The sequence below is a fragment of the Maribacter sp. R86514 genome (assembly GCF_044597005.1).
Taxonomy (GTDB): Bacteria; Bacteroidota; Bacteroidia; order Flavobacteriales; family Flavobacteriaceae; genus Maribacter.
The window spans coordinates 1,723,656-1,741,848 of sequence record NZ_CP138999.1; the positions used below are offsets into that span (position 1 = coordinate 1,723,656).

The 18,193-nt window shown below is 38.9% G+C and carries 12 protein-coding genes, 2 tRNA genes and 3 rRNA genes; 7 read left to right on the top strand and 10 right to left on the bottom strand.

Annotated elements, in window-relative coordinates; translation table 11 throughout:
* Window positions 1-6: 6 nt before the first annotated feature.
* The 6 genes from SJY30_RS07685 to SJY30_RS07710 all read right to left on the bottom strand — a co-directional run bounded on the left by SJY30_RS07685 (window position 7) and on the right by SJY30_RS07710 (window position 6,122).
* Window positions 7-639: a hemolysin III family protein gene (locus tag SJY30_RS07685; protein WP_396634980.1), complete on the bottom strand. Its 633-nt coding sequence runs from the start codon at window positions 637-639 to the stop codon at window positions 7-9.
* Between the two features lie 197 nt (window positions 640-836).
* Window positions 837-948: ribosomal RNA gene (gene rrf / locus SJY30_RS07690) — 5S ribosomal RNA — on the bottom strand.
* 168 nt (window positions 949-1,116) lie between these two features.
* Window positions 1,117-3,944, bottom strand: a 23S ribosomal RNA gene (locus tag SJY30_RS07695).
* Between the two features lie 201 nt (window positions 3,945-4,145).
* Window positions 4,146-4,219 (bottom strand) — tRNA-Ala (locus tag SJY30_RS07700).
* Window positions 4,220-4,335: 116 nt separating this feature from the next.
* A tRNA-Ile gene (locus SJY30_RS07705) sits at window positions 4,336-4,409 on the bottom strand.
* A 186-nt stretch (window positions 4,410-4,595) separates the two neighbouring features.
* Window positions 4,596-6,122, bottom strand: a 16S ribosomal RNA gene (locus SJY30_RS07710).
* The 16S, 23S and 5S rRNA genes sit together here with 2 tRNA genes alongside, the layout of an rRNA operon.
* 684 nt (window positions 6,123-6,806) lie before the next feature.
* On the opposite strand from SJY30_RS07710, the gene thrS reads away from it, so the two are divergent.
* The 4 genes from thrS to rplT all read left to right on the top strand — a co-directional run bounded on the left by thrS (window position 6,807) and on the right by rplT (window position 10,087).
* Window positions 6,807-8,747: a threonine--tRNA ligase gene (gene thrS / locus SJY30_RS07715; RefSeq protein ID WP_396634981.1), complete on the top strand. Its 1,941-nt coding sequence runs from the start codon at window positions 6,807-6,809 to the stop codon at window positions 8,745-8,747.
* Window positions 8,748-8,775: 28 nt separating this feature from the next.
* The gene (gene infC / locus SJY30_RS07720; RefSeq protein ID WP_396635314.1) at window positions 8,776-9,333 is read left to right on the top strand and encodes a translation initiation factor IF-3; all 558 of its coding nucleotides are present in this window, start codon (window positions 8,776-8,778) and stop codon (window positions 9,331-9,333) included.
* A 115-nt stretch (window positions 9,334-9,448) separates the two neighbouring features.
* A complete protein-coding gene (gene rpmI, locus SJY30_RS07725; protein ID WP_027064530.1) occupies window positions 9,449-9,646 on the top strand; it encodes a 50S ribosomal protein L35 in 198 nt (65 codons plus the stop codon).
* Between the two features lie 96 nt (window positions 9,647-9,742).
* Window positions 9,743-10,087, top strand: coding sequence for a 50S ribosomal protein L20 (gene rplT, locus SJY30_RS07730; protein ID WP_027064529.1), 345 nt, complete (start codon window positions 9,743-9,745; stop codon window positions 10,085-10,087).
* A 36-nt stretch (window positions 10,088-10,123) separates the two neighbouring features.
* Here rplT and SJY30_RS07735 read toward each other — a convergent pair whose 3' ends face one another.
* Window positions 10,124-10,402 carry an EF-hand domain-containing protein gene (locus SJY30_RS07735; protein ID WP_396634982.1) on the bottom strand — a complete coding sequence of 93 codons (279 nt, stop codon included), beginning with the start codon at window positions 10,400-10,402 and terminating at the stop codon, window positions 10,124-10,126.
* 33 nt (window positions 10,403-10,435) lie between these two features.
* Complete coding sequence (locus SJY30_RS07740) at window positions 10,436-10,858, bottom strand: secondary thiamine-phosphate synthase enzyme YjbQ (RefSeq protein ID WP_396634983.1); 423 nt, start codon at window positions 10,856-10,858, stop codon at window positions 10,436-10,438.
* A 93-nt stretch (window positions 10,859-10,951) separates the two neighbouring features.
* Between SJY30_RS07740 and SJY30_RS07745 the strand changes: the two genes are divergently transcribed.
* Window positions 10,952-11,746, top strand: coding sequence for an HAD family hydrolase (locus SJY30_RS07745; RefSeq protein WP_396634984.1), 795 nt, complete (start codon window positions 10,952-10,954; stop codon window positions 11,744-11,746).
* A gap of 25 nt (window positions 11,747-11,771) precedes the next feature.
* Here the strand turns inward: SJY30_RS07745 and SJY30_RS07750 are convergent, their stop codons facing one another.
* Complete coding sequence (locus SJY30_RS07750; protein WP_396634985.1) at window positions 11,772-12,743, bottom strand: helix-turn-helix domain-containing protein; 972 nt, start codon at window positions 12,741-12,743, stop codon at window positions 11,772-11,774.
* A gap of 149 nt (window positions 12,744-12,892) precedes the next feature.
* Here SJY30_RS07750 and SJY30_RS07755 point away from each other — a divergent pair, with 149 nt between their 5' ends.
* Window positions 12,893-15,310, top strand: a complete 2,418-nt coding sequence (locus SJY30_RS07755; RefSeq protein ID WP_396634986.1) for a carboxypeptidase-like regulatory domain-containing protein — start codon at window positions 12,893-12,895, stop codon at window positions 15,308-15,310.
* 20 nt (window positions 15,311-15,330) lie between these two features.
* Complete coding sequence (locus SJY30_RS07760) at window positions 15,331-16,701, top strand: hypothetical protein (RefSeq protein WP_396634987.1); 1,371 nt, start codon at window positions 15,331-15,333, stop codon at window positions 16,699-16,701.
* A gap of 84 nt (window positions 16,702-16,785) precedes the next feature.
* Here the strand turns inward: SJY30_RS07760 and SJY30_RS07765 are convergent, their stop codons facing one another.
* Window positions 16,786-18,048: an asparagine synthetase B gene (locus SJY30_RS07765; RefSeq protein WP_396634988.1), complete on the bottom strand. Its 1,263-nt coding sequence runs from the start codon at window positions 18,046-18,048 to the stop codon at window positions 16,786-16,788.
* Between the last annotated feature and the right edge of the window lie 145 nt (window positions 18,049-18,193).

Below are 18,193 nucleotides of genomic sequence, written 5' to 3' on the forward strand. Positions count from 1 at the left end.
AAACATTTAGATTACATCTATGTAAATAAAATACCAATGGCATATTGCTCCGCACAGTACAAAAAGGTGCCAAATGAAGTGATTATACGGAATTCTTCTAACCGCATAAAATAATATTCCTATAGTGTAAAATGCACCTCCAAGCATGAGTAAATTGATTCCAAACTCTGAAGTATTATCTACCAAATTTTGAAAATCGAATATTATGAGCCATCCCATAGCTAAATAAAGTAGCAAGGATATAATTTCAAATTTACCAGTAAAAAATAACTTTAAAATAGTACCAACAGCTGCTATACCCCATACTGCAAAGAAAATATACCATCCATTTCCGTTAATAAGCGTTATTAAAGCAACGGGAGTATACGTACCTGCAATTAGATAATATATATTTATATGATCTAGAATTCTCATTCTGAGTTTCCAAACCTTATTATCGACTGCGTGATATATCGTAGATACTGACAACATACTTATTAATGATAAGCTATATAACACTAATCCTAACAATGACCACTCAGATTTATGATTATTTCCTTGAATCAGAAACACCATACCTACAATAGCAAATAAAGCGCCTATACCATGAGAGATGGTATTAAACTTTTCTTCCTTTTCTAATGAATCTAAGTACATCATAACAATTTTTATAACACTAGCACCTTCACAAAATTCAATCCAATGACTAAAATTAGTGCTATGTATGAACTCACAGATACAAAATTAAAGCTATTCTATAAAATCTGATAATAGCCATAAAGTTATTAGAAGAAAAATAGAAACCCAGACCTTATTCCATAAAAAAAGCCCCTTACATTACTGTAAAGGGCTTTCGAAAAAGGCGGCTACCTACTCTCCCACTTGGTATAGCAGTACCATCGGCGCAAACGGTCTTAACTTCCCTGTTCGGAATGGTAAGGGGTGGGCCCCGTCGCCATGGCCACCTAAGTTTTGAATCGGGTTTTCCCGACCGCGGCCTTCGCCGCAATATCGTTGACATGAATGGAACAGGATCCTATAAAGGAAAGAAGCACTTATAATATAAAGTATGTTTCGGTATAAAAAGAAAGAGGTTAAAGATCGTCGTCCGCCCCTCCGCAAGGGAAGGGCGTACGTATGCGCAAGCCTGACGGGCAATTAGTACTACTCGGCTACGGACATTACTGCCCTTCTACCTATAGCCTATCAACGTGGTCATCTCCCACGGCCCTTTAAAGAAATCTCATCTTGTGGCCGGTTTCGCGCTTATATGCTTTCAGCGCTTATCCGATCCCGACATAGCTACCCAGCGATGCTCCTGGCGGAACAACTGGTGCACCAGCGGTCAGTCCAACTCGGTCCTCTCGTACTAGAGTCAGATCCACTCAAATTTCTAACGCCCGCAGTAGATAGAGACCGAACTGTCTCACGACGTTCTGAACCCAGCTCGCGTGCCACTTTAATGGGCGAACAGCCCAACCCTTGGGACCTTCTCCAGCCCCAGGATGTGACGAGCCGACATCGAGGTGCCAAACCCCCCCGTCGATATGAGCTCTTGGGGGAGATCAGCCTGTTATCCCCGGCGTACCTTTTATCCTTTGAGCGATGGCCCTTCCATGCGGAACCACCGGATCACTATGCTCTTGTTTCCAACCTGATCGACCTGTATGTCTCTCAGTCAAGCGCCCTTGTGCCATTGCACTCTACACACGATTGCCAACCGTATTGAGGGCACCTTTAGAAGCCTCCGTTACTCTTTTGGAGGCGACCACCCCAGTCAAACTACCCACCACGCACTGTTCTCTCATTGAGAGTTAGGCCCCGGACAAGCAAAGGCTGGTATTTCAACAATGACTCCACCACACCTGGCGATGCAGCTTCAAAGTCTCCCAGCTATCCTACACATTGCTTGACCAAGGTCAATACGAAGCTATAGTAAAGGTGCACGGGGTCTTTTCGTCCCACTGCGGGTAACCGGCATCTTCACCGATACTACAATTTCACCGAGCTCATGGCCGAGACAGTGTCCAGATCGTTGCACCATTCGTGCAGGTCGGAACTTACCCGACAAGGAATTTCGCTACCTTAGGACCGTTATAGTTACGGCCGCCGTTTACTGGGGCTTCAATTCAATGCTTCGCCGAAGCTGACATCTCCTCTTAACCTTCCAGCACCGGGCAGGTGTCAGGCCCTATACTTCATCTTTCGATTTTGCAGAGCCCTGTGTTTTTGATAAACAGTCGCCTGGACCTCTTCACTGCGGCCCCCCATAAGGGGGCGACCCTTCTCCCGAAGTTACGGGTCTATTTTGCCTAGTTCCTTAGCCATGAATCTCTCGAGCGCCTTAGAATACTCATCCCAACCACCTGTGTCGGTTTACGGTACGGGCTGCTTCACTCGCTTTTCTTGGAAGTCGATATGCTGGATTATCACCTTGACCGTGGTCTCGGTGTACTATCGGGGCGTTACCGCTCCCTTCAACGTACAATTCCGTCTGTACGCACCAACTTCTCGCCTCCGTCACTTTTAGCGTGAGCAGGTACAGAAATATTAATCTGTTGTCCATCCACTATCCCCTTCGGGTTCGCGTTAGGTCCCGACTGACCCCCAGCTGATTAGCATAGCTGGGGAAACCTTGGTCTTTCGGCGTGCGGGTTTCTCGCCCGCATTATCGTTACTTATGCCTACATTTTCGTTTGTAACCGCTCCAGCATCCCTCGCAGGTACGCCTTCGACGCAGTTACAATGCTCCCCTACCCCTCATATAAATATGAAGTCACGGCTTCGGTGATATACTTATGCCCGATTATTATCCATGCGGAACCGCTCGACCAGTGAGCTGTTACGCACTCTTTAAATGAATGGCTGCTTCCAAGCCAACATCCTGGCTGTCAATGCAGTTCCACCGCGTTATATCAACTTAGTATATACTTTGGGACCTTAGCCGGTGATCCGGGTTCTTTCCCTCTCGGACATGGACCTTAGCACCCATGCCCTCACTGCGCAGAAACATTTTATAGCATTCGGAGTTTGTCAGGAATTGGTAGGCGGTGAAGCCCCCGCATCCAATCAGTAGCTCTACCTCTATAAAACTATCTACACGCTGCACCTAAATGCATTTCGGGGAGTACGAGCTATTTCCGAGCTTGATTGGCCTTTCACCCCTACCCACAGGTCATCCCAAGACTTTTCAACGTCAACGGGTTCGGTCCTCCACTATGTGTTACCACAGCTTCAACCTGCCCATGGGTAGATCGCACGGTTTCGCGTCTACTACTACTGACTATGGCGCCCTATTAAGACTCGCTTTCGCTACGGCTCCGTTCCTGAAGAACTTAACCTTGCCAGTAAAAGTAACTCGTAGGCTCATTATGCAAAAGGCACGCCGTCACCCATATGGGCTCCGACCGCTTGTAAGCGTATGGTTTCAGGATCTATTTCACTCCGTTATTCACGGTTCTTTTCACCTTTCCCTCACGGTACTGGTTCACTATCGGTCTCTCAGGAGTATTTAGTCTTGGCGGATGGTCCCGCCGGATTCATACAGGGTTTCACGTGCCCCGCACTACTCAGGATACCACTATCTAAATGCTCTTTGCCTATACGGGACTATCACCCTCTATGGTCGCTATTTCCAAAGCGTTCTAGTTCATCACATCTCGAATGTCGTGGTCCTACAACCCCGCACATGCCGGAACATGTACGGTTTGGACTAATCCGATTTCGCTCGCCGCTACTATCGGAATCACTTTTGTTTTCTCCTCCTCCGGGTACTTAGATGTTTCAGTTCCCCGGGTTTACCTCCATTACTGGATGACATATCTTCAATATGCCGGGTTGCCCCATTCGGATATCTACGGATCATATCGTGTGTGCCGATCCCCGTAGCTTTTCGCAGCTTATCACGTCCTTCTTCGCCTCTGAGAGCCTAGGCATTCCCCATACGCCCTTTTCCAGCTTGTCGCCAGATCTTTAATCTATTCTATCTTATTCGTACTCTTTACTTAATAAAGATTCGTGTTTCTTTCTTTTTTAGTCGATAATACACCTAAATGTATTACCTCCTGTTCCAATATGTCAATGAACGTTGAACAGTTAACAATTACCAGTCAACAATGAACAATCTAAAATTGTTTATCGTTAATTGAACATTGTCAATTGTAATGTGGAGAATATCGGAGTCGAACCGATGACCTCCTGCGTGCAAGGCAGGCGCTCTAGCCAGCTGAGCTAATCCCCCATTCTATAAGTCGGCAGTTGCCAGTTTACAGTTGACAGGTAGCACAACTTCTAAAATTTCCTTCAATATTTAAATATATGAACGTTTCGCTTATCTCTAAACGAATTCCTTTTTTGTAGTCCCAGGCAGACTCGAACTGCCGACCTCTACATTATCAGTGTAGCGCTCTAACCAGCTGAGCTATGGGACTGTCCCTACTCCTTCCTCTTAGTATAAATACCTTTTTTTGGAAAAAGCAATTACTTATATATCATAATTATGGAGATTATTTTTTTCGAACAATTCTTAAAGCGAAAACATTATTAAATCAAAAGACCGGGACCGTTATTCCGATTCTTTACTTCGTCAGGGACCGTCCTTAAAGGACAATCTCTAGAAAGGAGGTGTTCCAGCCGCACCTTCCGGTACGGCTACCTTGTTACGACTTAGCCCTAGTTACCGATCTTGCCCTAGGCCGCTCCTTACGGTGACGGACTTCAGGCACTCCCGGCTTCCATGGCTTGACGGGCGGTGTGTACAAGGCCCGGGAACGTATTCACCGGATCATGGCTGATATCCGATTACTAGCGATTCCAGCTTCACGGGGTCGAGTTGCAGACCCCGATCCGAACTGTGATAGGTTTTATAGATTCGCTCCGCCTTGCGACGTGGCTGCTCTCTGTACCTACCATTGTAGCACGTGTGTGGCCCAGGACGTAAGGGCCGTGATGATTTGACGTCATCCCCACCTTCCTCACGGTTTGCACCGGCAGTCCCGTTAGAGTCCCCATCATGACATGCTGGCAACTAACGGTAGGGGTTGCGCTCGTTATAGGACTTAACCTGACACCTCACGGCACGAGCTGACGACAACCATGCAGCACCTTGCAAATTGCCCGAAGGAAAATCTATCTCTAGACCTGTCAATATGCATTTAAGCCCTGGTAAGGTTCCTCGCGTATCATCGAATTAAACCACATGCTCCACCGCTTGTGCGGGCCCCCGTCAATTCCTTTGAGTTTCATTCTTGCGAACGTACTCCCCAGGTGGGATACTTATCACTTTCGCTTGGCCGCCCAAGACTCAAGGCCTCGGACAGCTAGTATCCATCGTTTACGGCGTGGACTACCAGGGTATCTAATCCTGTTCGCTCCCCACGCTTTCGTCCATCAGCGTCAGTATATAGTTAGTCACCTGCCTTCGCAATCGGTGTTCTATGTAATATCTATGCATTTCACCGCTACACTACATATTCCGGCAACTTCACTATAACTCAAGACCAACAGTATCAAAGGCAATTTTACAGTTGAGCTGCAAACTTTCACCCCTGACTTATCGGCCCGCCTACGGACCCTTTAAACCCAATAATTCCGGATAACGCTCGGACCCTCCGTATTACCGCGGCTGCTGGCACGGAGTTAGCCGGTCCTTATTCTTACGGTACCGTCAGTAGAGTACACGTACTCTTTTTTCTTCCCGTATAAAAGCAGTTTACTACCCATAGGGCATTCTTCCTGCACGCGGCATGGCTGGATCAGAGTCTCCTCCATTGTCCAATATTCCTCACTGCTGCCTCCCGTAGGAGTCTGGTCCGTGTCTCAGTACCAGTGTGGGGGATCCCCCTCTCAGGGCCCCTACCCATCGTAGCCTTGGTAAGCCGTTACCTTACCAACTAGCTAATGGGACGCATGGCCATCTTATACCGCCCGAAGGCTTTAACCGTATCCCGATGCCGGGTCACGGTACTACGGGACATTAATCCAAGTTTCCCTGGGCTATTCCCCTGTACAAGGCAGGTTCCATACGCGGTGCGCACCCGTGCGCCGGTCGTCATCTTGTGCAAGCACAAATGTTACCCCTCGACTTGCATGTGTTAGGCCTGCCGCTAGCGTTCATCCTGAGCCAGGATCAAACTCTTCATCGTTGTTTTGTAAATATTCGTCCCAACGAAGTCCAAATCAATCCCGGCCCCGACTCTCGATTCAATTCCTTATGTATACCCTTGGGCATATACTGAATTTTCATGTTTCCTTAATTCTTGTTCCTCTCGAACAGGTCCTCACCTATTCTCGATTCTTATCTCCACAATATTTCAATGAACTTCTATCCACTCAGCCTTCAAATCCCATGACTTTCCGACTTCGTTTCCCTTAGGTGTTTCCCTAAGCGGCTGCAAATATACAACTGTTTTTTAACCTGACAACTTTTATCGAAAAAAAATTATTTTCTTTTTTTCGCCAGACCTAAACAACATATCCAAGAACCTTTTTCCTACTCCCGTTTCCAAAATCATCTTCCTCGTTTGCGGGGTGCAAATGTACACACTATTATTAATTACACAACCATTTTTTAAAATAAAATTAAAGAAAAATTTACATCAATATGCAACACACTTATAAATAACACATTAACCATATTATAAAAACACAAAGCATTAAATTTTATCAAATAAGCTAGCATATACTAAATTCATTAGATGACATAAACCTGGTAGATAGCATCAACAAACCAAAGACAACTACATCATATACACTTTACATTATAACATGATTCTATTGCGGACGTGAATAGTTCATATTATCTTTGGCATCCTATAATTTGTATAACAATGATTAAAATTACACTTCCCGACGGATCGGTTAAGGAATTTGAAAAAGGAACAAGCCCTATAGTGGTTGCAAAAAGCATTAGTGAAGGATTAGCACGAAATGTAATTTCGGCAAAATTCAATGAAACGATTGTTGAAACCACCACCCCATTAGAGACGGACGGAAGCTTGGTCTTATATACCTGGAACGATAAAGAAGGAAAAACAGCTTTTTGGCATTCTACTTCACATATTGTAGCACAAGCGATAGAAGAATTATACCCAGGCGTAAAATTAACTATTGGTCCAGCTATTGAAAACGGATTCTATTATGACGTTGAACTTCCTACCGGTTCTATTTCTGAAAAAGATTTTCCTATCATAGAAAAGAAAGCATTGGAAATTGCTCGCGGAAAGCATGATTATAAAATGAGATCTGTTTCAAAGGCAGAAGCTCTTGAATTTTACAAAAATCAAGGCAATGAGTACAAAGTAGAATTAATAGAAAATCTTGAAGATGGCACTATAACTTTTTGTGACCATGATACCTTTACCGATTTATGTAGAGGTGGTCATATACCAAATACAGGAATAGTAAAAGCTATTAAAGTATTAAGTGTTGCAGGTGCTTACTGGAGAGGTGACGAAAACAAGACTCAACTAACCCGAATCTATGGTATCTCTTTTCCTAAACAAAAAGAACTTACGCAATATCTAGAACTTCTGGAAGAAGCAAAAAAACGCGATCATAGAAAACTAGGCAAAGAATTAGAACTGTTCACTTTTTCGCGAAAAGTTGGTCAAGGCTTACCTTTATGGCTACCCAAAGGAGCTGCTTTAAGAGAGAGACTTGAAAACTTTCTAAAAAAAGCCCAAAAGAAAGCTGGTTATGAAATGGTGGTTACTCCACATATTGGACAGAAAGAACTATATGTTACCTCTGGACATTATGAAAAGTATGGTGAAGACAGTTTTCAACCCATACACACACCAAAAGAGGGCGAGGAATTTCTATTGAAACCAATGAACTGCCCTCACCACTGTGAAATCTATAATACCAAACCATATAGTTATAAAGAACTTCCAAAAAGATTTGCTGAATTTGGTACTGTATATAGATATGAACAAAGTGGAGAACTTCACGGTCTTACACGAGTTCGTGGATTCACTCAAGATGATGCCCATATTTTCTGCACACCAGATCAATTGGACGAAGAATTTAAAAATGTAATTGACCTATCATTATATGTATTAGGCTCTTTAGGATTTGAAAACTTTACTGCACAGGTATCTGTTCGTGATTTAGAAACTCCAGAAAAATATATTGGATCAGTTGAAAACTGGGAAAAAGCAGAGCAAGCAATTATAAATGCCGCCAAAGAAAAAGGCTTAGATTTTGTGGTTGAGGCAGGAGAAGCAGCTTTCTATGGTCCAAAACTAGATTTCATGGTTAAAGACGCCTTGGGAAGACAGTGGCAACTAGGGACTATCCAAGTAGATTACAACCTACCGGAAAGATTTGATTTAAATTACAAAGGCAGTGATAATGAGTTACATAGACCTGTCATGATTCACCGTGCACCTTTTGGAAGTATGGAACGTTTTATAGCATTGTTACTAGAACATACAGGCGGTAATTTCCCGTTATGGTTAACCCCTGAACAAGCGATTATTCTTCCTGTTAGCGAAAAACATGAAAAATATGCTGAAAAAGTTTTAAAATCCCTAGAAAATAACGAAATTCGCGCCCTTATCGACAGTCGAAATGAGACTGTTGGCAAAAAAATACGTGAAGCAGAAATGACCAAAGTGCCATTCATGTTGATCGTAGGAGAAAACGATGAGGCAGACAATACTATTTCTGTACGTAAACACGGAGGTGAAGATTTAGGAGCAATAAGCATTGCAACGTTTACAGACTTGGTCAATACAGAAATAAATAGTACCTTAAAGACGTTTTAAAATTAAGTTTAATTAAAAAGAATTAGTCATAGCAATACGTAAAAGATTTAGACCGCAACCTAGAAGGGAAAATAAGAATCCTCATAAAATTAATGAGAAGATTACAGCACCGAAAGTTAGGTTAGTTGGCGATAACGTTGAAGTAGGAGTATATCCTTTTCCTCAGGCTCTTGAAAAAGCAGAAGAATTAGGTTTGGATTTGGTGGAGATATCCCCAAAAGCAGACCCTCCTGTTTGTAAGATCATGGAGTATAAAAAGTTTTTATACGAACAAAAGAAAAGAGACAAGGCCATGAAAGCGAAAGCTTCAAAGGTTGTTGTTAAAGAAATAAGATTTGGTCCAAATACAGATGACCATGATTATGAATTTAAAAAGAAACATGCTGAAAAGTTCCTTAAGGAAGGAGCTAAATTAAAGGCTTATGTGTTTTTTAAAGGACGATCAATTGTCTATAAAGATCAAGGAGAAATCTTATTATTAAGATTAGCATCTGAATTAGAAGAATTAGGGAAGGTAGAACAAATGCCTAAACTAGAAGGAAAGCGTATGACAATGTTCATCGCACCTAAAACTAAAGGAAAATAATAAAACACATCGGCTTGGTAAAACAACCGAGGTATTTATAAAATACTAAACGCTGCTTGCTTTTGTAGGCGGCGTTTAGCATGCAAAGTGAGATTAATATATAAACTAGGAGAAAATGCCTAAACAAAAAACAAAATCCAGTGCTAAGAAGCGTTTTAAGCTTACAGGTACAGGTAAAATTAAAAGAAAGCACGCTTTTAAGAGTCACATTTTGACTAAAAAATCTAAAAAGCGTAAGCTTAAGTTAACTCATGATGGTTTAGTTCATCAAGCAGACGTTAACAGTATTAAAGAACAATTACGTTTAAAGTAAATCAAGTTCTTTAAAAGGTAAAATTATTAACCATGGAGTTAGGCTTTAAAAGTTCCTTTAAATTATAAGGGCGCCTACTACAAAAAATTAGAAAAAATGCCAAGATCAGTAAATGCAGTAGCTTCAAGAGCCAGAAGAAAAAAGGTAATGAAGCAAGCCAAAGGTTACTTTGGAAGACGTAAAAACGTTTGGACAGTAGCCAAAAATGCGGTTGAAAAAGCAATGTTATATGCTTATAGAGACCGTAGAAACAAGAAAAGAACTTTTCGTTCATTATGGATTACCCGTATTAATGCAGGTGCCAGACAACACGGAATGTCCTACTCTCAATTTATGGGAAAAGTAAAAGCTAATAACATTGAACTTAACAGAAAAGTTCTTGCAGATTTAGCTATGAACCACCCAGATGCCTTTAAGGCAGTTGTAGATCAGGTAAAATAAATTAATAACAATCTCACTTTTTGAAAAATCCGATTCTTACGAATCGGATTTTTTAATTTTAGCTATAGCCGCTTTAAATTCTTGCCAATCTATAAGCTCATCCCCACTTTTATCATAACCTTCAATTAGCTTTGAAGATACAATACCTCTAATAAATCCACTTATTTCTGCTTGTTTTAAGAGCTTGACAATTTCTGCCTTTGTCAATTTTTGATCATTATTCTTATCAAAAAAATTAAAGGCCATTTCAGGAGTTTGAAAATGGTTGGTAATTAGTATTTGAATTTTATTTAAAATAGCTTCTTCTGTAGTCATATTCCCTTAGCTTTACTTCAAGTTACTCAAAATTCAATTTCCCCACAACGTCAACACTATATTTCTACCTGAGGCATAATTTCTATGCTCGCAAAGATAAATGCCCTGCCAAATACCCATATTCAATTTACCATTGGTTATTGGTATCTGTACCGAAGCTCCCATTAATGATGCCTTAATGTGCGCCGGCATATCATCTGAACCCTCGTAATCATGTTTGTAATACGGTGCATTTTCAGGCACCATAATATTTATATGAGATTCAAAATCATCACGGACCGTTGGATCTGCATTTTCATTAATTGTAAGGCTAGCAGAAGTATGTTTTATAAATACCTGCAAGAAACCGGCATCTATATCTTTTATTTCAGGAATCCTAACAACTATTTCATTAGTTATGATATGAAATCCCCTTTTATATGCGCGTAATTGAAACTCCTTCTGAATTAACTTCATCTCTTGTAAATTATTAAATAAAGGTAAAACTTTGAGGATAACCCCACCTTATTAAACATCATTCAAATATCTTTGCCCTTAAATATAAAATATATGGATTTATCAAAGATTAAAATGGTTGTAACCGACATGGATGGGACACTTTTGAACTCTAACCACGAAGTTAGCGACCAATTCTTTGAAATATTCAAAGATTTAAAATCTCAAGGTATCACCTTTGTTGCTGCAAGTGGAAGACAATATAATAGTATCATAGACAAGCTAGATGCTATTAAAAATGACATTATCGTTATTGCGGAGAATGGAGGATTTGCCATGAAACAACAAACTGAAATTTTAGCTACTCCACTAGAACAACAACATGTTCAAGATATTTTAAGGACACTTGATGATATCCCAAACATACACCCGGTAATCTGTACAAAGCACAAAGCTTATCTAACAAATAAATCTAATGCCTTTACCAATAAGTTAGCAGAATACTATACCGAATATGAAATTATAGAAACTTTGACTGATTTTAATTCTGAGGTTATTAAAATCGCAATTTATCATTTTGAAAGTTCAGAAGAACACATATACCCGTATGTAAAACATTTTGAAGCGAATTTAAAAGTAAAAGTATCTGGTGAAAATTGGCTTGACATTTCAAATATGAATGCAAACAAAGGATACGCTTTAGATAAATTAATGAAAAGCTATAATTTAAAATCAGATGAAGTTATGGTTTTTGGAGATTTTAACAATGACCTTGAAATGTTGGCACTTTCAGATTATGGGTTTGCTATGGAAAACGCTCATCCAAATGTAAAAGAAGTAGCAAAATACAGCACTTTAAGTAATGACGAAAACGGTGTTGAGCACATATTGAAGATGCTAGTTAAATAGTTGCACTTAGTACACTCACCTAACTTTACTGAACAGCTGGTTTTAATTCTCTTGGCACATACCCCATAGTTCGCTTAAATGCCGTGGTAAAATGTTGCGGATTAGCATAGCCTACTTCATAAGCAGCATGTGCAATAGTTGCCCCGTCTTGTGTAATTAAACTCTTTGCGACCTCCATACGTAATGCTGTAATATACTTGAATATGGTTATCCCATATAACTTTTTAAAATCGCGCTTAAGCTTAGTAGCATTGATTCCTGCTAAATCTGCTAGATCTAAGATTTTGAGAGGTTCTTTTAAGTTTTTTCTAATATGATCTTCTACCCTAACTAAGGCTAAGTAATCTGAATTTAACAATTTCACATTGTTCTTAGAAAGCTTGGATGTTTGTCTACCTAAAAGAAAATCAATCATTAAAACTGTTAATTTACTTTCCAAATACGTCTTTCTAATTTCACCGTTATAAGGACATTGAATAATATCATTTATTTTACTTCGAATACTAGGAGGAATGAATTTACTTTTATCCCATAGCACAAATGAATTAGAATTTTGAATGGCACTATTTAGTTTTTCAAAAGAAGATTCAAATTCGGTGCCCAATAGATTTTTCAACAAACTGGGCTTAACATATATTTCAAATGATTTGGCGTTACCCTTAAAGAATATATCTCTTCCCTCAGTTGTTGGATAGTAAAACATATTACAATGATTTTCTGGAATTTGAACCAGGTATTTTATATGTTTTAGTGGTTGGTAACAATAAGTACCTTCTAAGGAGAAATGAAGTTTTATTAAATGCTCATCACTAAAAACACAAATTTCAGAATTGAATTCATGAATTAATTGGTTATTAGAAAAGTCAATTCCACGTACAAAAGAACTATTATCTTTAGTAGTTACCTCTACTTGATTGAATTGCACCGAATTGTCCAAGTATCCATTTCTGAACAATTGACTCACTCGTATTTCTTTCTTCAACATCTCCTTATTCATAAGCTTTTTCTACCCCCCAATTCATTACTTCCTTTCGCGTATGTTTAAATTCCTTTCTCGGTACTCCCCCCTTCAAACCTGCTATAGATTTGCAAAACTAAGTTATTTAGACTAAATCTTAATAAAGATAAAATCCTTTTTAAAATCAAATGAAGAATTTCTTAACCGCAATACTTTTCTTAATATTCCTTTCTGCAAAGGGTCAAGACTTTTCCTCTACAGTTTCAGGTAAGGTTACAGATACATCTGGTAAGCCACTACCTTTTGCAAGTGTTTTAATTGAAGGGTCAAAACTCGGTGTTCTTACAGACGACTATGGAAGTTATACTCTTAAAAATATTCCCTTAGGGGAACATAACATTTTAGTATCATTTATTGGTTACACAACTCTTTCAAAAGACATTGAAATCAGTGAAAACACTAATCAAATTACTCTTAACTATACTTTAGAAGAAAACGTTGAAAATTTAAATGAAGTAAATGTCAACGGTAAATCAAAAGAAACAAAACTAGAGACAAAAGGTTTTGCAGTGAATGCCATAAAAACCGAAGAAGTTAGTCTTAGAAATATTCAAACCAACGAATTACTGAATACCACTGTTGGTGTAAAGATTCGACAAAATGGTGGTCTAGGTTCTGATGTTACCTACAGCCTTAATGGTTTATCAGGTAATTCGGTTCGCATATTCATTGACGGCATACCAATTTCTACTTACGGCAACTCATTTAATCTTAACAGCATACCCCCTTCAATGATAAAGAACATTGAAGTCTACAAAGGTGTGGTTCCAGGTCATTTAGCAGATGATGCCCTAGGCGGAGCAATTAATATTGTGATGCAGAATGATGCTAAAACAAATTTTAACGCATCTGTATCTTACGGATCTTTCAATACCATACAAGCAAGTGTTAACGGTTTGTACCGCTTTGATAAATCTGGATTAACAGTAAAAGCTTCTTTATTTCATAACTATTCTGATAACGACTACAAAGTATCTGGCAGAAGTGTTGTTACAACTGGACTGGGCGGAGTACAAACCCCAATTACCGCAAGAAGGTTTAACGATGCATATAAATCAACCGGTGGAAGAGCAGAAATTGGGTACACAAACGTAACATGGGCTGATCAATTTTTTATAGGAGTTACAGGATCTGATGATTACAAAGAGGTACAGCATGGTGCTTTTATGACCATAACACCATATAAAGATAGATTTCTTGAATCTGATGCCTTACTTGGTAGCATTAAATACCAAAAGAAAGATTTATTCACAAAAGGTCTTGACGTCAACATTAACGGTTTATACGGAAATCGAAATCGTGCTGTTAACGATACGGTCTCTTGGGCCTATAGTTGGACAGGCGAACGAGCAATTGATTTTAGAGGAAATGAATATCAATATACTTGGCGTTCTCAACAAGTAGATGGTCCTACGTTAGCAAAAATAAAAAGGAATGTGGCATCTATAAGAACCGGTGTTTCTTATACTATAAACAAAAATCATAAACTCTCGGCTAATCATGTTTATAGTGGAATTGACAGAGAAGATAGTGACGCTCTACAATCTGTTTTAGAAAACACTTTTGTGGGTACCAGAGATTTAAAAAAGAATATATACTCCATAACCTATGAACTAACGGCTTTTGACGAAAAACTAAAAACCAGTTTATTTGGTAAGCACTATCAACAGAAAACAACTAGTGTTGACCCCGCAATAGAAACTGATGCTGACGGAAATGATGTAATAGTAGATGAAGTAGTAAGCAGCAATAAAAATTACGATGGTTATGGCTTTGCGGCTTCCTACGAAATCGTGCCTAATATCACCTTTTTAGCATCCGTAGAAAAAGTAATCAGATTACCAGATGAAACCGAAATTTTTGGTAATGACGGAGACAATGTTATAGCCAATTCAAGCATTGATCCAGAAAGTAGTGAGAATTATAACTTAGGGTTTAGATTTGGAAACTTTTCTATTAAAAAACATGATTTCACCATATCAACCAATGTTTTCACGAGAAATATAAAAGATAGAATTGGGCTACCAATAGAAACATCTTTGAATGTAGATGATGAATTAATTATTTATGTAAATCAAGGTAGTGGAACATCAAAAGGTTTTGATGCACAATTAAATTACTCATATAACAACAATTTTGGGCTCAACTTTAATATATCAAAGTTCGACTTGAAAATTGAAAATCAAGGAATAGAAATCGATGTTCCTAATACTCCGTTTTTCACCATGAACGGTGGCTTACGCTATTCATTTAAAAATCTTATTCAAAAGAAATCTAGATTAAACGCATTCTACAATGTGTATTTCACTGACGAATTCTCATTCTTAACTGCACAAGGCAGCAATACTGTTGGCAATGAATTCTTTGAAGTCCCACAGCAGTTGTCTCAAGATATTGGACTTAGTTATGCGTTTCCAGACAACAGATTTGTAGTAAGTTTTGATGTCAAAAATATATTTGACGAACCCGTTTACGATAATCTTTCTGTACAAAAACCAGGAAGAGCTTTTTACCTAAAATTAAATTACGCAATAAATAAATTCTAATCTTTTAATCAATACATAAAATGAAAAAAACTATCCTAAACCTTAAAACCTTTGCCGCCGTAATACTTACCGCTGGTTTAATGACCGCTTGTAGCAGTGATGACGATACCGTAGTTACACCAGATACAGATACCGAGGAACAAGAAACAGAAGAACCAGTTGAAGAAGAAGATCCAAGATGGATTACCGTTGCAGGAGCAAAAATGGGAGAAGATCCAGGTGATGGAAACGGAGGTACATTAATTTATGCTGTAACTAGTCTTGACGCCAAAGACCCTACAGTTTCTATTGATCCTTTTGAAAATGGATTTATAGCACCTTCAAACAGAACGGCAAGATTACAATCTTCCGAAGATGGAAATACCATTTTCAATATAAGCTACGCAGGTGATACTGGAGGAAATTATACTAAATATACTGTTGAAGGCGGACAAACAATTACCCCATCTGGATCTGAAGTCAGTATAGCTCCTTATGTTGGTACAGCTCCTCGTTGGATTAAGTTATTTGACGGAGATCAAACTGGTGCAGCTGTATATGTATCTACTGAAAACGAATTTGACGACAATGATGCCTACACCCGTACCGAGGCTACCATTGGCGTAGTAACATTAGATTTGGTCAACTCTTCTATTAAAGAATTCCAAGAGCACAGTGTTCCGTTGTCCGCTGAAGAAGAAGCTGCTGGATACTATATTTCTAGAATTGATATGCCAACATTAAATGCAGCAGGAGACAAATTATATATTGGTGCCCGTTTAAGTAAAGTTGATCCTGCTACAGCAGAAAGTGATAGTGATTATGAGATTTTAGGTTCTAAAACAATTGTATTGGACTACCCGTCTCTATTGAACCCAACAGTTATAACTTCTACCGTTGGTCATGGAAATACCAATGGATACCGTAGTATTAATTCTTTCGAATATAATAGCAGCGTGTACCAAGCCAACCAAAGTGACCCAGAAGGTTCTTATATTTTAAAAATCGATGCTGACAATGAGTACGATGACACGTACAATTTCAACCTAGATGAAGCCTTAGGTATTGAAGGAGCATATATACTTGCATGGAGACCTGCTGCAAATGGTAAAGCCGTTGTAGCTTACCGTCATAACGGATCTGCAGAAGGTGTTGCTGGTCTACAAGGATTTTTTGCCCTTGTTGATTTAAATGCACAAACTGCAGTAAGAATTGACGATATACCTTATGACCCAGACTTCTACTTATTCCAATATCAAGGATTTGTAGTTGAAGGAACAGAGATATATCTTACTCAAGGCGCTGTTGGACAGAATGGAAATATCTATGTAGTAGATACTGAAACTGGTGCTGTTACTAAAGGTGCTGAATTGGTTAATACAACAGGTAGCCATTTTATAGGCGTATTCTAGTATATTAAAATATACAACTATAAAAAAACCGATTTCAAGACGAGTGTCTTGAAATCGGTTTTTTTATTCCAATTAAATTTAAAATCAAGTCTTTTGTTTCTTTTTTCTAGCTGCTGGGAACAATACATTATTCAATATTAAACGATAACCAGGCGAAGTTGGATGCAACTCCAGCTCCGTTTTAGGATCCCCTACCCTATGTTGGTAATCTTCCGGATCGTGTCCGCCATAAAAGGTAAAAAATCCCTTTCCTTTAATTCCGTGTATATATCTAGCTTCCTCATTAAGTTTATTTTCCCCTAATACCAAAACAGTCGGCTTTATTTCTGAGCGTGTAAAGGCAGTTGTTTGCCCCATGAACCCTTTTACCAAAGAAGTATGATTTTGGCATAACATCGTAGGTACAGGGTCCCATTTAGCCGAAAAATCCATCAAAGAAAAGTAATCTGACTCTTTTGGAACATTACCTCTTTTATTAGTCATATCTATAGAAGAGAATTCATATTTCAACGGACTACGTTCTAAAATGAAATCTGTGAAAGCAAAAGTTTTTCCATAATCTAAGCTTGCTTGATAGTTGGGATCAGAAGCATCACCATCAAACATAGGTTCTACAATATCAATACCGTCAGCAGCCAAGGCAATATCAAAACTATCGGTTGCCGAACACATAGCAAACATGAATCCGCCGCCAATAACATAATTTCTAATTTTCAAGGCAACCGCCCTTTTTTCTTCAGATACTTTATCATAACCTAATTTCTTAGCTAACTTTTCTGAATTCTTCTTTCCCTCTATATACCAAGGGGTTGCTCTGTACGCACCATAAAACTTACCATATTGACCAGTAAAATCTTCATGATGCAAATGCAACCAGTCATACAATGCCAGCTTATCTCCAAGCACTTCTTCATCATAAATTGTAGTATAAGGTATCTCGGCATAGGTCAATGCCATGGTTACCGCATCATCCCAAGGTTGTTTATCTTTTGGTGAATACACCGCTATACGTGGAGCTTTTTCCAAAATTACCGCATCTTGATTAATAGAAGGGCTACTGATTTCATCTAAAATTCCATTTGCTTGTCCGTCCGATAAAATTTCAAAACTTACACCTCTAATCTGGCATTCCTTTCTAATACTTTCTCCGTCTGGCAATAAAAAAGAACCACCACGGTAATTTAATAACCACTGTACTTTTTGTTGCTTTGCCAAGACCCAATATGTAATGCCGTACGCTTTTAAATGATTCTTTTGACTATCCGCATCCATAGGTATAAGAATAGATGATGCGAACATTTGCAAAGAAAAAAAGAGGAATAAAGCAGAGGTAATTAATTTACGCATAAAGTATTCTAAAACTATTCACTCAAAGATATAGTAAAATCTTTTGAGCAGTATTTAAGATGCAGTTAAAGCTATTGTAAATAAGTTAACGAGATTTTTTTTAAATCAATTGATTTAAAACCAAAAAAGTCTCCCAAATGGAAGA

Bases quoted from the DNA above. Each gene is read 5' to 3' on its own strand.
- SJY30_RS07685 (WP_396634980.1), bottom strand. From the start codon at position 639: ATGATGTACTTAGATTCATTAGAAAAGGAAGAAAAGTTTAATACCATC.
- thrS (WP_396634981.1), top strand. From the start codon at position 6,807: ATGATTAAAATTACACTTCCCGACGGATCGGTTAAGGAATTTGAAAAA.
- rpmI (WP_027064530.1), top strand. From the start codon at position 9,449: ATGCCTAAACAAAAAACAAAATCCAGTGCTAAGAAGCGTTTTAAGCTT.
- rplT (WP_027064529.1), top strand. From the start codon at position 9,743: ATGCCAAGATCAGTAAATGCAGTAGCTTCAAGAGCCAGAAGAAAAAAG.
- SJY30_RS07735 (WP_396634982.1), bottom strand. From the start codon at position 10,402: ATGACTACAGAAGAAGCTATTTTAAATAAAATTCAAATACTAATTACC.
- SJY30_RS07740 (WP_396634983.1), bottom strand. From the start codon at position 10,858: ATGAAGTTAATTCAGAAGGAGTTTCAATTACGCGCATATAAAAGGGGA.
- SJY30_RS07745 (WP_396634984.1), top strand. From the start codon at position 10,952: ATGGATTTATCAAAGATTAAAATGGTTGTAACCGACATGGATGGGACA.
- SJY30_RS07750 (WP_396634985.1), bottom strand. From the start codon at position 12,743: ATGAATAAGGAGATGTTGAAGAAAGAAATACGAGTGAGTCAATTGTTC.
- SJY30_RS07755 (WP_396634986.1), top strand. From the start codon at position 12,893: ATGAAGAATTTCTTAACCGCAATACTTTTCTTAATATTCCTTTCTGCA.
- SJY30_RS07760 (WP_396634987.1), top strand. From the start codon at position 15,331: ATGAAAAAAACTATCCTAAACCTTAAAACCTTTGCCGCCGTAATACTT.
- SJY30_RS07765 (WP_396634988.1), bottom strand. From the start codon at position 18,048: ATGCGTAAATTAATTACCTCTGCTTTATTCCTCTTTTTTTCTTTGCAA.